At 48.6% G+C, this 13,328-nt stretch carries 16 protein-coding genes and 1 tRNA gene; 11 read left to right on the forward strand and 6 right to left on the reverse strand.

The window, feature by feature from the left end; all coding sequences use genetic code 11:
• Nucleotides 1-43: 43 nt before the first annotated feature.
• From IRJ16_RS09320 to IRJ16_RS09330, 3 genes are all read left to right on the forward strand, one after another.
• Nucleotides 44-259 carry a hypothetical protein gene (locus tag IRJ16_RS09320; RefSeq protein ID WP_194111276.1) on the forward strand — a complete coding sequence of 72 codons (216 nt, stop codon included), beginning with the start codon at nt 44-46 and terminating at the stop codon, nt 257-259.
• A gap of 352 nt (nt 260-611) precedes the next feature.
• Nucleotides 612-1,064, forward strand: coding sequence for a hypothetical protein (locus IRJ16_RS09325; RefSeq protein ID WP_194111277.1), 453 nt, complete (start codon nt 612-614; stop codon nt 1,062-1,064).
• Nucleotides 1,065-1,090: 26 nt separating this feature from the next.
• Nucleotides 1,091-1,399, forward strand: a complete 309-nt coding sequence (locus IRJ16_RS09330; RefSeq protein WP_194111278.1) for a DUF3817 domain-containing protein — start codon at nt 1,091-1,093, stop codon at nt 1,397-1,399.
• Between the two features lie 167 nt (nt 1,400-1,566).
• Here the strand turns inward: IRJ16_RS09330 and IRJ16_RS09335 are convergent, their stop codons facing one another.
• The 3 genes from IRJ16_RS09335 to IRJ16_RS09345 all read right to left on the reverse strand — a co-directional run bounded on the left by IRJ16_RS09335 (nt 1,567) and on the right by IRJ16_RS09345 (nt 4,232).
• Nucleotides 1,567-2,046, reverse strand: coding sequence for a DinB family protein (locus IRJ16_RS09335; RefSeq protein ID WP_194111279.1), 480 nt, complete (start codon nt 2,044-2,046; stop codon nt 1,567-1,569).
• A gap of 205 nt (nt 2,047-2,251) precedes the next feature.
• The gene (locus tag IRJ16_RS09340) at nt 2,252-3,802 is read right to left on the reverse strand and encodes an NAD(P)/FAD-dependent oxidoreductase (RefSeq protein WP_194111280.1); all 1,551 of its coding nucleotides are present in this window, start codon (nt 3,800-3,802) and stop codon (nt 2,252-2,254) included.
• Nucleotides 3,803-3,863: 61 nt separating this feature from the next.
• Nucleotides 3,864-4,232, reverse strand: coding sequence for a hypothetical protein (locus IRJ16_RS09345; RefSeq protein ID WP_194111281.1), 369 nt, complete (start codon nt 4,230-4,232; stop codon nt 3,864-3,866).
• A 127-nt stretch (nt 4,233-4,359) separates the two neighbouring features.
• Here IRJ16_RS09345 and IRJ16_RS09350 point away from each other — a divergent pair, with 127 nt between their 5' ends.
• A complete protein-coding gene (locus IRJ16_RS09350) occupies nt 4,360-4,842 on the forward strand; it encodes a hypothetical protein (RefSeq protein ID WP_194111282.1) in 483 nt (160 codons plus the stop codon).
• On the opposite strand, the gene IRJ16_RS09355 is transcribed toward IRJ16_RS09350, so the two are convergent.
• Together IRJ16_RS09355 and IRJ16_RS09360 are read right to left on the reverse strand one after the other, a co-directional pair.
• Nucleotides 4,839-6,008: an MFS transporter gene (locus IRJ16_RS09355; protein ID WP_194111283.1), complete on the reverse strand. Its 1,170-nt coding sequence runs from the start codon at nt 6,006-6,008 to the stop codon at nt 4,839-4,841. The two genes, IRJ16_RS09350 and IRJ16_RS09355, sit on opposite strands and share 4 nt — an antisense overlap.
• A gap of 246 nt (nt 6,009-6,254) precedes the next feature.
• Entirely contained in the window at nt 6,255-7,328 is a 1,074-nt protein-coding gene (locus IRJ16_RS09360) for a hypothetical protein (protein ID WP_194111284.1), read from the reverse strand.
• A gap of 616 nt (nt 7,329-7,944) precedes the next feature.
• Here IRJ16_RS09360 and IRJ16_RS09365 point away from each other — a divergent pair.
• The 7 genes from IRJ16_RS09365 to IRJ16_RS09395 all read left to right on the forward strand — a co-directional run bounded on the left by IRJ16_RS09365 (nt 7,945) and on the right by IRJ16_RS09395 (nt 12,309).
• A complete protein-coding gene (locus tag IRJ16_RS09365) occupies nt 7,945-8,733 on the forward strand; it encodes an SDR family NAD(P)-dependent oxidoreductase (RefSeq protein WP_290246128.1) in 789 nt (262 codons plus the stop codon).
• A 240-nt stretch (nt 8,734-8,973) separates the two neighbouring features.
• Nucleotides 8,974-9,777 carry a phytanoyl-CoA dioxygenase family protein gene (locus tag IRJ16_RS09370; protein WP_228079975.1) on the forward strand — a complete coding sequence of 268 codons (804 nt, stop codon included), beginning with the start codon at nt 8,974-8,976 and terminating at the stop codon, nt 9,775-9,777.
• Between the two features lie 246 nt (nt 9,778-10,023).
• Nucleotides 10,024-10,095: transfer RNA gene (locus tag IRJ16_RS09375), tRNA-Cys, on the forward strand.
• A gap of 383 nt (nt 10,096-10,478) precedes the next feature.
• The gene (locus tag IRJ16_RS09380) at nt 10,479-10,910 is read left to right on the forward strand and encodes a DUF1801 domain-containing protein (RefSeq protein WP_194111285.1); all 432 of its coding nucleotides are present in this window, start codon (nt 10,479-10,481) and stop codon (nt 10,908-10,910) included.
• Nucleotides 10,911-10,976: 66 nt separating this feature from the next.
• On the forward strand, nt 10,977-11,306 hold the full coding sequence (locus IRJ16_RS09385; protein ID WP_194111286.1) for an ArsR/SmtB family transcription factor: 330 nt from the start codon (nt 10,977-10,979) through the stop codon (nt 11,304-11,306).
• A gap of 54 nt (nt 11,307-11,360) precedes the next feature.
• The gene (locus IRJ16_RS09390; RefSeq protein ID WP_194111287.1) at nt 11,361-11,873 is read left to right on the forward strand and encodes a DUF6428 family protein; all 513 of its coding nucleotides are present in this window, start codon (nt 11,361-11,363) and stop codon (nt 11,871-11,873) included.
• A gap of 13 nt (nt 11,874-11,886) precedes the next feature.
• The gene (locus IRJ16_RS09395; protein WP_194111288.1) at nt 11,887-12,309 is read left to right on the forward strand and encodes an arsenate reductase ArsC; all 423 of its coding nucleotides are present in this window, start codon (nt 11,887-11,889) and stop codon (nt 12,307-12,309) included.
• On the opposite strand, the gene IRJ16_RS09400 is transcribed toward IRJ16_RS09395, so the two are convergent.
• The gene (locus tag IRJ16_RS09400) at nt 12,306-13,202 is read right to left on the reverse strand and encodes a winged helix-turn-helix domain-containing protein (RefSeq protein ID WP_194111289.1); all 897 of its coding nucleotides are present in this window, start codon (nt 13,200-13,202) and stop codon (nt 12,306-12,308) included. The two genes, IRJ16_RS09395 and IRJ16_RS09400, sit on opposite strands and share 4 nt — an antisense overlap.
• Between the last annotated feature and the right edge of the window lie 126 nt (nt 13,203-13,328).

Genomic DNA, 13,328 nt, shown 5'->3' on the forward strand with positions numbered 1-13,328 from the left:
TAAACCCAACACATTCATCTACCACACTAAACTCAACACCAACATGGACGTGCTTATTTTTAAAACCAGTGTTCAGGAAACCAAACAAGTAAATAAGGTGCGCACCTTGCTCACGCGCATGCCAGCTATCCAAAACTTCAATTTTGACTTAGAAGATTGCGACAACATCCTCCGTATCGTAGCTAACGGGCTATCACCGCGACAGGTAGAAGCCACTTTGCAAAAAGCCGGGATCGGATGTGAGGAGTTGGCGTATTGATCGGTCAGTGATCGGTGATCAGTTAACCAGTGATCAGTGGTTGATTAGCGGTTTGCGTTCCCCCCTTCCCGACTGCGTACGGCTTCCGGATGAGGGCGGACCGAACATGTTGGCCTGTGTGAGGGAGAGGGCATTAGCTTGGCGCAGAAGCGAGGGTTTGCGCGAACGAAGTCGGGCGTCAAGGTTCGGCCCTGTGGTTCTGTCCGGCATGCAGCGCAAAGGCCAGTGCTGCAGAGGAAGCATTTTGCTGCCTTGAATTTTGGTTACTTTTTTTCAAGAAAAAGTGACTACGTTTTACAAGACACATCACTATATCAACCATTAAAAACCATGTGGATACTCTTTATCATCTATGTACTTTACATTACTATTACTTCACTCCGTTTTCAGGTGGGTGGTGCTGACGGCACTGTTATTAGCCATTTACAGGAGCGTATCGGGTTACGCTGCGCGTAGACCATTTACCAAATTCGACAACAGCCTGAGGCATTGGACAGCTACCATCGCCCAATTGCAGATGACCGTGGGGATGATCCTGTATTTTAAAAGTCCATTTGTTCAGGGCGATATACCGGGCATGCACAGCCCCATGGCTACCGAGCAGATGTTTTTTAAATACATCCACATCGCGCTAATGCTATTGGCCGTGGTGTTGATCAGTTCCGGCTCATCCATGGCCAAACGCAAAACCGCCGACCGCGATAAATTCGAAACGATGATGATCTGGTTCATCACCGCGCTTGTGCTGATATTTTTGGCGATCCCGTGGCCGTTCTCGCCCCTGGCAGGCAGGCCCTATCTATGAAGTTTTTAAAGCTGATCTGTTTATTTATGACCAAACTATTCACCACCCGCCTGGGTAGGTTACGCATTTTAAGTTACCTGGAAGGGTTATCTTTGCTGATCTTAATATTCATAGCCGTACCCATGAAACACTACGCCGGCGATCCGTCCTTAGTAAAAACTATGGGGCCGATACATGGCGCGTTGTTCCTGCTGTTCATATTCAATACGCTGATGGTCGGCATCGAACAAAAATGGAAATTCGGGCAGACGACCTGGAAGGTATTGCTGGCCTGCATCATTCCGTTCGGTACATTTTATATTGATCAAAAGATATTGAAACCGATAGCCGATTAAGCGTTTGTCGCTAACAAACAGCTATTGCTAAATCCCTCCTTGGGGAGGGGTGCGGAGGACCGTGCGGCTGCAGGGAGGGGTTTGCCGCAAGACGTCTTCGCTAACCCCTCCCCGCCATTTCATCACGTGCTTCCCCGCCCCTCCCCCAGGAGGGACTTGAAGAAACATCACCCATTCACGATCTTCACCAAAATAGCTATTTGCCCGGCGTGATAGATCTGGTGCTGGATAAAGCCGTAAACCAGTTCGGCATGGGTGGTTACGGGTTCGTCGCCACGTTTATCGTCGATGGGGGTATCCCATTGTTCTTCGGGCAGATCGCGGATGGTACGCACCAGGTTAACGTTGGCGAGTTTGATATCATCGATCCAATCCTGCCATTTCTTTTCGTCGGGTGCGCCGACGGGCGGCCAGTCGCCGCTTGTGGGCATACCTGCCGACATGCCGTTAAGGCGGTCCATTACCTCTTCGGTCCAGCTGAGCATGTGCAACAGGATCTCGGCCACGTTGTGGGCAGCGTGCGATGGTTTCTCGTAGGCCGAGTCGAAAGTCACCCGGTCGAATACTTCGTAAATAGACGGCCCGTACCAAGGCTGGCCTGATAATACTTTCTCTAATTCGGTTATTAATTTTTCAGAGGTTGTCATGGTAATTGTAACAGAAATTTTTAGCAGACGGTTTAACGTTATTATCAATAATGGAAAGCGGGTGTTATCAATAAAGATCGGGTGTCATCCTGAGCCTGTCGAAGGATAGTGCGTGAGGACTCGCCACAATGTTTATCCAACGATGCATAGCTAACGATCCCCGCACCATGGTTCGACGGGCTCAGGATGACGCCCAATAAAAGTGCTACGCTATCAATTTCGCCGCCGCTACCGCGCAGTTAATACCATCAATTGCTGCTGAAATAATACCACCGGCATAACCAGCACCCTCGCCACACGGATACAAGCCTTTCACCTGCGGATGCTGCAAGGTCTCCTTATCGCGCGGGACTTTAACCGGCGATGAAGTGCGCGATTCTACGCCGACCAATATCGCCTCGTTAGTATAATAGCCCTTCATCTTTTTACCAAATACCGGCAGGGCTTTACGCAACCTGTCCTGTACTTTATGGGGCAGCACATTTATCAGTTCGACGCTTTTGGTGCCGGGCAGGTACGAGTTTTTTGGCAGATCAGCAGATAAACGACCCTCTACAAAATCTACCATCCGCTGACCGGGGGCAACTAAACTACCACCACCAGCCGCGAAGGCCGCTTGCTCTACCTGCTTTTGAAAATTCAATAGTTTAAACGGATCCGCATCATCGCCGGGGACATCTTCAAAATTGATCTGTACCACCGTACCCGAATTAGCATAGGGGTTATTACGCTTGCTCGGGCTCCAACCGTTCACCACGATCTCGCCCGGCTCAGTAGAGCATGGCGCAATGATCCCGCCCGGGCACATACAGAACGAGAATACGCCGCGACCATCAACCTGTTCTACCAGACTATAATACGATGGCGGCAGATACTCGCCACGCACATCGCAATGGTACTGGGCTTTGTCGATAATATATTGTGGATGCTCTATACGGACCCCCAAGGCAAAAGGCTTAGCCTCGATCAAAATATTCTGCCGGTGCAACATTTCGAACACATCCCGTGCCGAGTGGCCTGTTGCCAGGATCACCGCGTCCGACTTAATAGTTTCTCCCGCCGATGTCTTCACCCCCTTGATCTGTCCGAACTCGACTATAAATTCCGTCACCTTGGTATCGAACAATACATCGCCACCTGCATTACGCACGTTATCGCGCATGGCGGTAATAATGTGGGGCAATTTATTAGTACCGATATGCGGACGGGCATCCACCAAAATATCTTCGGTAGCACCATGGGCTACAAAGGTTTTTAGCACGGCGTTCACGTCGCCGCGCTTGGTGCTGCGGGTGTAGAGCTTACCATCGGAGTAGGTCCCGGCGCCGCCTTCGCCGAAGCAATAGTTAGATTCGGGGTTAACGATGCCTTCTTTATTAATATTGGCCAGATCGCGACGGCGTTGTTTCACGTCCTTACCACGCTCCAGCACCACGGGTTTAAAACCCAACTCGATACACTGCAAAGCAGCGAACAACCCGGCAGGACCGGCACCAACAATAATGATCGGCTTGGCATCTTTTACATTGGGGTATTCGGCGGTGTAATGTTCGGTCTGCACAGGCTCTTCGATAAAGGCGCGCACCTGCATGCGGTAAACCACTTTGCGGCCGCGGGCATCTATGGACCGTTTAAGTATTTTGATGCCATTAATGCGCTTGGCAGGGATACGCAAAGCGTCGGCGGTAAGGCGGGTCAGTTCGGTCTGGTCCTCGTGCAATTCGGGACTGCAAACGATCTCTATCTCTTTGGTCATGCTGTTGGGCCGGGTTTTTATCCCGGATGGGGCAAAGGTAGGGAAAATTTGGGGTCGATGATCATCGGTCACCGTTGGGTGCCGTTACTCGGAATTTAAATACAGTATCTGCGTGGAAAACACTTATTTCATCTGAGTTGGCAGATTTTGCTACTGCATCTCCAATAGCCGCAAATGATAGCACCGCTCTCTCCCCGTCGTTATTCTTAAGTTGGTAAAAACGATATGCCTGCTTATCGCCCGCAAGCCTAAGTTGGATCTGACCGGCCCTCGTCGGTCCTATATACGCTATCTTATCGCTAAAACTATTTTTGATCAACAACCTTTTATCATTGTCCTCATCATTTAACTCCCATATCATCAGCACGATCATTAAGATCGGTCCAACGATCAGTGATAACTTAACAAACCAACGAGGCGCTGTATCCATATCTATATCTCTGCGGTATTTCTAAGTAATACCCTGCGCAAGTTTACAAGGTCAGCACCAATATACAGCATAATTTTTAATGGCGAAAAATGGCAATAATTCCTCCTAATTTTTCATACCTTCCACTATGATACCTCACAAACCACTTATCGAGATACAAGAATTCCCTAAATTTTGGAACATTGCCCTGCTTGCACTTTTCGTGTTGTTATTATTTCTGCTCCCGGGGATAGATTCAGGAGCATTTCTAACACAGAGCGTTCCGGCTGCGGGGGGCTTTATCGTTGTTTGGGCCTGGGTATATTTCACCTATCTGAAGCTGACCATCAGCGCAGAGGGAATAACATTAAGGTCATCACCGATCGGGATAGTATCGTGCGAGATAAAGAAAGAGGCGATCGCCAAGATAGAGGTCAGGCCTTTAGATGCCTGGAAAGATTTCGGCGGCTTAGGCTGGCGATTGAACGCCGAGAATGTGTCCGGCTATATCTTTGGCGGCAGTATAGGTTTGCTGATCACCAAAAAGTCGGGTGATCAGGTCATGATATCGACCACTTTAAAACCGGAAGAACTATCGGCCGCTATTGCCGAATTGGCGCTTGATCATTAAGCTAATTGATCCACCGCCACTTTCCGCTCCCCTCTCCTGATCAGCACAAAAGCGAACACCACGCCAAACAGCGCCATCACCATACCCACCAGCGAGGGCGAGTTATAACCATACCCAGCTACGATCGGCAGTCCGCCAAAGAAAGCGCCCATAGCGTTACCGATGTTAAAAGCCGCCTGCGTAGTTGCCGCGCCTAACATTTCGGCACCTTTGGATGTGTTGATCATTAAGATCTGTATCGGCGAGGCCAGGGCGATAGATAATGCCCCGGCAATAAAAGTGAGTATCAATGAGATGATCTGGTTGCCCGAGAACAGAAAGATGGACAACAGCGTCACCGCCATGGCTACCAGCAGCCAGGCGCAGGCGATCACCGGCGAGAATTTATCAGCCAGTTTACCGCCAATGATATTACCCACCACCATACCAAAACCGGCCAATATCAATATCCACGACACGCTGCCTGCCTCGAAACCCGATACCTCGGTCATCAGCGGGGCAATGTAGCTTATCCACGCGAACAGACCGCCGGTACCTATCGCCGTGATCAGGATCACCAACCACGCTTCGGCGCTTTTGAACAGGCGTAACTCTGAACGGGCATTGCCTGTACGTTCTACCGGTAGTTGCGGCATCCATAGCCAAAGGAATAGTAGGGTAACCAGTCCGATAACGCCTACTATGCCAAAAGTATATCTCCACAGCAAATGATGGCCCACCCAAGCCCCCAACGGAACGGTAGCCAAATTGGCAATGGTCAACCCCGCAAACATCATAGATATCGCCTGAGCTTGCTTGCCCTTATCAGCCAACCGACTGGCAACCACAGCCCCCACACCAAAAAACGCGCCATGTGGCAAGCCCGAAAAGAAACGGGCCAGCAACAAGGTAAAATGCGTTGGCGCGAAGGCCGATATCATATTAAAGACGGTAAAGATCATCATCAAACCGATCAATACTTTTTTAGGTGGCTGGTTACTGCTGCTGATCACCAATAAAGGCGCACCCACCACCACGCCCAAAGCGTAAGCCGATATCAGGTGACCGGCGGTAGGGATGCTGGTGTGCAGGTTGGCGGCAATATCGGGCAGCAGGCCCATCATCACAAATTCTGTAGTACCTATACCTAAACCGCCAAGCAACAGCGGGAACAAACTCTTTTTCATAGTTAGTGCCGTTAAGCGGCAAAGATAAAAGGCTTGGGATAAGGGCCGGGCAATAAAGTGTGTTTTTTACACTAACATTATCTAAAAACATTTCAGAAGCCGGCGCACGCGTGCCGCGTGTGACTAAATTTAAAGCGCGTGTCGCGCTCGTCGGTAATAAAAGAAATGTATATAGGCGCGGTCCTTGTGCTTTTAACTGACGGCTCAAAGGCAATGTTCATTTAAACAAAAACAGGGCAGATCCCTCTACATCGGCACCTGCTTCACCGTATCCGATGTAAAAACCTTACCAATATCCTGTTGATCCTGGATCTTACCCTCCAAAATACTCTGCCCTGTCAGTGCCGGGTTGTTGCCGCTGCCTAATGGCCAGCTGCCTTTGGTATCAGTGATGCTCAGCCCGGCCAGGTTGGCGGCTTGCAGACCAAAGTCGGTGCAGTTTTGGTTGTTGAGGTTATAAACAGCGTTGTCGTACTCCTTGGTCAGCTTTAGGATCTTATCGAATTTACGCTTGCTGATGAACTTGCCAACGATCTGGTCCCATTGGTGGTCGGTATCGTCTTTGAAAGTGGCCGACGTGGTCGGCATAACCGGTGTGGCTGATAGGAAATGGTCCTTTTTAGGATAGAAACCAAAGGAGGCCGAACTGTAGGTAGAATCGGTATTATACTTGATCAGCGTGATAAAAGTATGCCCGGTATTGGCGCCCACATAGATCTTTTTTTTACCCGGCACAGGCTGCTTTACATGGAACAGCATAGCATAAGCCGTGGCGCTTTTACCATCGTTAAAATTATCCAGTATGCGTTGATAGTTAATGGCTTTGCTTTTGGCTTCGGCCTTTTTGGCCATCTTTTTGGCCTGGCGCGATACATTCTCGTCGTCTTTAAGGTTAACGGTCAGGTTGTCCAGGCTGTCCGTTTTGGTATCGTCGGTCTTGATCGATCTGATGAAGCATTTCATCGCCAGCGGATACAGGCGCAACTTGGCAAAAGCCCCGGCTAAATGATAATAGAACGTTTTGTTGGTCTTGTAGTTATCTTTATTGTCGGGGATATCCAGCGCTTTCAGGTAACTTAACAGCCGTTGTTGTTCCTGGTGGCTGGCGGCTTTAAAAGCCACTTCGGACGAGGTTGCCGCAATATTATTGTCGACCCGGACATCGGCCGGAACAGTGTAAGCGGCCAGTACACGGCGCGTGGAATCAGAAAAAGGGGCACTATAATTGACCGTAGATTGGGCTTGAACAGTAAAAGCGGTAAGAGCAAGTATTGCAGACATCAGCGCCTGGCGCATAGTCTGCGACGAAAAAGCAGCCATTTTTAGATAGAATAAGGTAAACGATGAAATACAAAAAGTGTTTGTCAGTCGGTGGCGCTAACGACAACAACACAAGCATTTGCGCTTGCAATAGTAACGTAAATTGCGGGAGTTTATGCTTTGCATAAAGCAAATATATCAAACAATTAAATAGACTACCAAATTAGTAGATATTTTTATTCATCTTTAAAAGATCAAGTCCTGCTGAGTTTATGACCAACTTAGGCTAAGGGGTGTCACCCTGAGTTTGTAGATCTGTTGGAACTTGAAGGTGATATAACAAGGGATGTCACCCTGAGCTTGTCGAAGGGCGACGTGCGGGGGATCGCCACAATGCACAGTCGCCACTTGCATAGTGGCTACCCCACCGCACCATGGTTCGACGGGCTCACCATGACACCCTCTCAAAACAAAATATGTTATGGGTAGCTTATTGAAAGGCGACGTGCGCGGGGCATGGCCGATATAAATGGTCAATACTTGCATTGCGTCAAGCCCTCCGCACCATAGTTCGACGCGCTCACTATGACACCCTAAAAAAAATCTGTCATTGATGACTTGTCTTTATTGAACCATTAATAGCGATCTCCGTAGATATTTTTATTCATCTTGCATTGTGAAAAACAACACATCATCATACGCATTAATAACCGGGGCAGGTAAAGGCATAGGCAAAGCCATGGCCGGGGTGCTGGCGCAAAAAGGGTACAACCTCATCGTTGCCGCCCGTACCGAAAGCGACCTGCAGCAACTAGCCGCAGATATCAAGGCTAAATACCCCGTCGATGTCCGGTACATCACTATCGACCTGTCCAAACCCGGTGCTGCCCAACAGCTGACCGAACAAAGTTTAGCGATCAGCAGCAATATCTCCATCCTGATCAATAACGCGGGTTATGGCCTTTGGGATGATTTTGAAAAGCTGGAACTGCAAAGTATGATGGATATGATGCAGGTGAATATGAATGCGCTGGTGAGCCTGACGCATCTGCTACTGCCTACTTTGAAGGCGCAACAGCAAAGCTATATCCTTAACGTGGCCAGTACGGCGTCTTATCAATCGGTGCCATACCTTACGCTGTATGCGGCCAGCAAGGCTTTTGTATTGTCGTTCAGCAGGGGGCTGTCTGTCGAGTTTAAGGATACCAATGTCTCGGTTACCTGCCTATCGCCCGGCGCTACGGCTACCAACTTTACGGCGCGGGCCAATATGCAGGCGCTGGATCATATTACCGATAAGGTGAACATGCAGCCCCTGCCCGTGGCCGAATTTGGGATCAAAGCTATGTTCGCTAAAAAGACCGAGGTGATCCCCGGCTTTATGAACAAGCTATCGGCCTGGGGTGGCAGGCACATGCCTAAGGCTTTGGTAGAGCGCGTAGCGGGCCGTTTATACGGGAAATAATTTTTTTAGAATTTTTCTTGCAGATGATGTTTTTCTCTCTACATTTGCAATGTCTACAAAAACGATAGACTTTATATAGATTAATGAAATACCTGTTAGTACATAAAGATCGCCCGGTGCGAATGACCGCTGAAAAGATGGTCATGTGTTGTTGCTGTTGTTGTTAACGCCCGTCGTTTTCGCCGCTGCCGAAAGGTGGCTTTACAGTAATACACTTTTTATCATCTAATAATTTTCATCATGTCTGCATATCAAAAATTCACCCTGGGTGATCGTATCACCGCGCAACAGCGCGCGTTCTTTAAAGAAAATGGATTTATACACTTCACAAATTTTATACAGCGCCAAACCGTTGCCGATATCATCCGCTCGTCCGAAGAGGTGCAGCAACATTGGATAGACAATGAGGTAGAAAAGGTGAACGGCGTGCCCATTAAGTACGGTAAAGATATCGACGGCAAACCGATAGTACAGCGCTTCGCCTTCATCAATCAGCATAGCTTATTACTGTCCGAGTTTACTAAGGACCCGCGTTTTGGCACTTTGTTGGATCTGATCGGTCCCGAGGCCAGGCTTGGGCTGACCGAGAAGGATGGCATGGTGTTCAACCACTATGTTAACTCGGACGAGAGCAGCTTTACCAAAATGGGCTGGCATACCGACGGCCTGCGCGACATCTTTCACGGCGCTAAGCTTAACCCAATGCTGAACGTAGGCATACACCTGAGCGATCAGGTTGCCGAGAACGGTGGCCTAAGGGTTTTGCCCGGCACGCACGAACAGAGTTTATACGGGATGCTTTTCCGCAAGCGCTATTTTTTGGATCACAAAGCAGATGAACGTGAAATAGCGATCGCCCCCAAAGCGGGCGACCTGACCATCCACGACGGCCGCCTATGGCACCGGGTAGCACAGTCGACCCTAACCGGTGAGGCGAGTCGCCGACGGGTGATCTATATCCCCATCATAGCCGGCAAGTACCAGCCCAAACACGCCGACAGCCCAACGGCTTTTTATCAACGTTTTGCAGGCATCGTTAAATAAGCGCATTATGTTGATCGCATTACTGGTAACATACCTGATCCGCAAGTGGAAGCAGCGGACGGTGGCGGAAGGGATAGTTGAGATCAAGGCTACGGCCTAACGCCAAAACAAAGGGGTGTCATCCTGAGCCCGTCGAATGAGGGAGCGTGGGGCAAGACTATGCAAAGTAAGCATAAAGCAGAGGCCACTGCACCATGGTTCGACAGGCTCACCATGACACCCACAAAAGAATTTTCCGTAAAAAACGGTGGAGTGGCCGAGCGGTTAGGCGGGGGTCTGCAAAACCCTTCACGACGGTTCGAACCCGTCCTCACACCTCTAAAAATTTTGCTCTCTCTCATAATTTGGTTTATAATTGGTTGAAAGACGCCCCCTGCCCATCAGGGGGCTCTTTTTTTGGAAAGTTATTTAACCACAAAGGACACAAGAGAGGATGCACAAAGAACACAAAGGCCTTCCATCAGACTATAAAAGCTGTTGCCCACGTAAATAACTTTTTAAAGCATTAAGTCATTCTGAACTTGTTTCAGCACCCCACTTGCAAAGCCGACGTGCTAAACTGCCCGGCGTGATGGGGTCCCGAAACGAGTTCGGAATGACTTGCGTTTGGTAAAAACGTTAGGAGCACTCTCTCATTTGTGCTCTTTGTGCCTGTAAAGTATGCAAGTCTTTGTGTACTTTGTGGTTAAAATCTCCAAGCGATGACCATCGAGCAACAGATCCAAGAGTACATATACACCCAACCCTCAGCCAAACGCGCCGACATGGAAGCCTTACACCAACTCATGCTCCAAATATTGCCCAACGGCAAACTATGGTTCGATAACGGCACTAACGAAGAAGGCAAGGTGGTAACCAACCCGACCGTAGGCTATGGCTTGCAAACCTTGCGCTACGCCGACGGCAAGACCAAAGAGTTCTTCCAGATCGGCGTTAGTCCCAACAAGACCGGCATTACCGTTTACATTTTAGGTATCAATGACAAAAAATACCTGCCGGACACTTACACCGAAACCATCGGCAAAGCCAGCGTGACCGGCTATTGCATCAAATTCAAAAAACTAAAGGATATCGATACCGCCGTACTCCAAACCGCTATCCGCGACGGCATCAGGATCAGCAGCGAAAAATAATTTTGTACCGAAGCATCAACAAAATTTTGCATTCGATCAATTTATCGTAATATTGCGATACAATTTATGGGGACCACGAAAACAGAGATATTCACCGCCGAGCAGAACCGCCTGGCCAAACAGCTAAAGGCGATAGCCCACCCGGCCAGGATAGCGATACTGCAAGAGCTGATCCGTGCCGAGGCTTGCATCTGCGGCGAGCTGGTGTCGGAGTTCGGGTTGGCGCAGGCGACCATCTCCCAGCATCTGAAAGAATTAAAAAATGCCGGACTGATCCAGGGTAATATCGAGGGCACCAGCGTATGCTACTGCATCGAACCTAGGGCCTGGAAAAAGTTGCAAAAAGAGATGAGCAAACTTTTTGCATCCTACACCGATCGCGATAACTGTTGCTAAAAAAATTTGAGACAAATAATCGCAATATTACGATACAACTTAATTACAAACGCAATGAAATGGCAAAATTTTAAAGAAAAACTGCAAAATAGCAGCACTTTTCACCTCCAATTTCAATACGCCGACAGCAAGCTTGTCGACCCGTCGTTCCACATTACCGAGATCAAACAAGCGCCCATCACATCGGTAGATTGCGGCGGCGTAATGAACAAATGGACCGAGATAATCATCCAACTTTACGAACCTGAAATACGCGAGCAAGACCGCTCCATGACGGTGAATAAAGCGCTATCGATAATTGAATTGGTAGAGCGTTCACTGCCCTTGGACCCCGATGCGGAGGTGAAAATAGAGTTCGGCAATGCCACATTCGATACCCGTCAAATGCTGCCATCGGATATCACAGTCGACGGTGATAATTTGCTGATCGATCTTCGCCCGGACGCTGTACAATGCAAAGCCAACGAGCGTGGCGGCAGTTGCGGACCATCGGCCAAACCAAAGATCCAATTAATAAATTTAGCTGTGGATGGTAACTCTTGCACGCCAGGTGGTGGGTGCTGTTAATTGTATCGTAACAATGAAGAACATTTTAGTACTCTGCACCGGCAACAGTTGCCGCAGCCAGATAGCCGAGGGCTACTTACGCCATTTTGCCGGCGATAAAGCCAATATTTACAGCGCAGGTATCGAGACGCACGGCGTTAACCCAAGGGCGATAGAGATCATGAAGCGGGACGGGATAGACATATCGCAACACACATCAAACAATGTAAATGAGTATGCCGGTATCCTCTTCGATTTTGTGATAACAGTATGCGATAACGCTAAGGAGAGTTGCCCCTACTTCCCTACACAGGCGGTAAAATTGCACTATAACTTCCCGGATCCGGCCAAAGCGCAAGGCACCGAAGAGCAGATCATGGAACAATTTCGCGAGGTGCGCGAGATGATCCGAAAGTACGTACAGAACTTTGTGAATGAGAATTTGAGAGATGTTTAGACGGCTACGCCAACCTCTAACCTGAAACCCTTTCCGTGGATATTCACCAGTTTCACAGCGGGGTCGGCCTCTAATTTCTTGCGTAGTTTAGAGATAAAAACATCCAGGCTGCGGCCAACGATCACGCCTTCATCCTCCCATAATTCCTTTTGCAAGCGGGCACGGGGGATGATCTCGCCCTGTTCGGACGCGAAGATGCAGAGCAGTTTGGTTTCTTTAACGGTCAGGTCGATAACATCACCGTTGTTGATCAGGTGACGATTGTTGATATAGAATTGAAAGGTGCCGATGGCGATGTTTTCATTGGCATTAGGGCTTTCAGTGATAGCCGCACCCATTTGAGCACTCTGCTTAGGTCGACGGTATAAAAGCAAGCCAATGAAAGCCAAAACCGGCAATCCGCCTATCAGGTAGCTTTTTTGCATGGTCGTCATACCACGTTCTTTAAAAAGGATGTTCACTTTGTAGCTATCCTTAGGCTGGATACGGCCAGAACAGGCCCTGGTGCTATCCTTCTCAGACCTTAACATAGAGTAACCAAAAACTACCCCAGGCATCTTAGAACTTAACACGCTTACTACATAATCGCCTGGTGATCGGTAGGCAGCCAGTTCGCTATCCACGATCTTAGCCAGCGTATCTGCCTCAAAACTAAGCTGGCGTTCAAAACGGATCTGGAATTCGTTCTCCCCTACCTGAACGATAGGCAACACCCGCGATGTACTGTCGCCTGCTTTCAACAACAGTTGATGACCGATCTTTCGCAACATCATCTCTTGTTTGGCCAGTGCAAATTTATCATTGTCTTGCTCACTCACCGCAAATGCGCAAAACAGCACCACAAAAACGATGGCGGCTGCGGCGGTGAGGTATTTAAGCTTAGAGATGTTCATAAATTGGAGAATTACAAAAGTAAAGTTATTAATTATTCATTTAAAAGAAGATACAAGCACGCCCTAACTTCAATTGTAGTTCATTACACACAAAAAAGTGCTTTTCTATAAAAAATAACTATTTTT

The organism is Mucilaginibacter myungsuensis (assembly GCF_015222005.1).
In the GTDB taxonomy this organism is placed as follows: Bacteria; Bacteroidota; Bacteroidia; order Sphingobacteriales; family Sphingobacteriaceae; genus Mucilaginibacter; species Mucilaginibacter myungsuensis.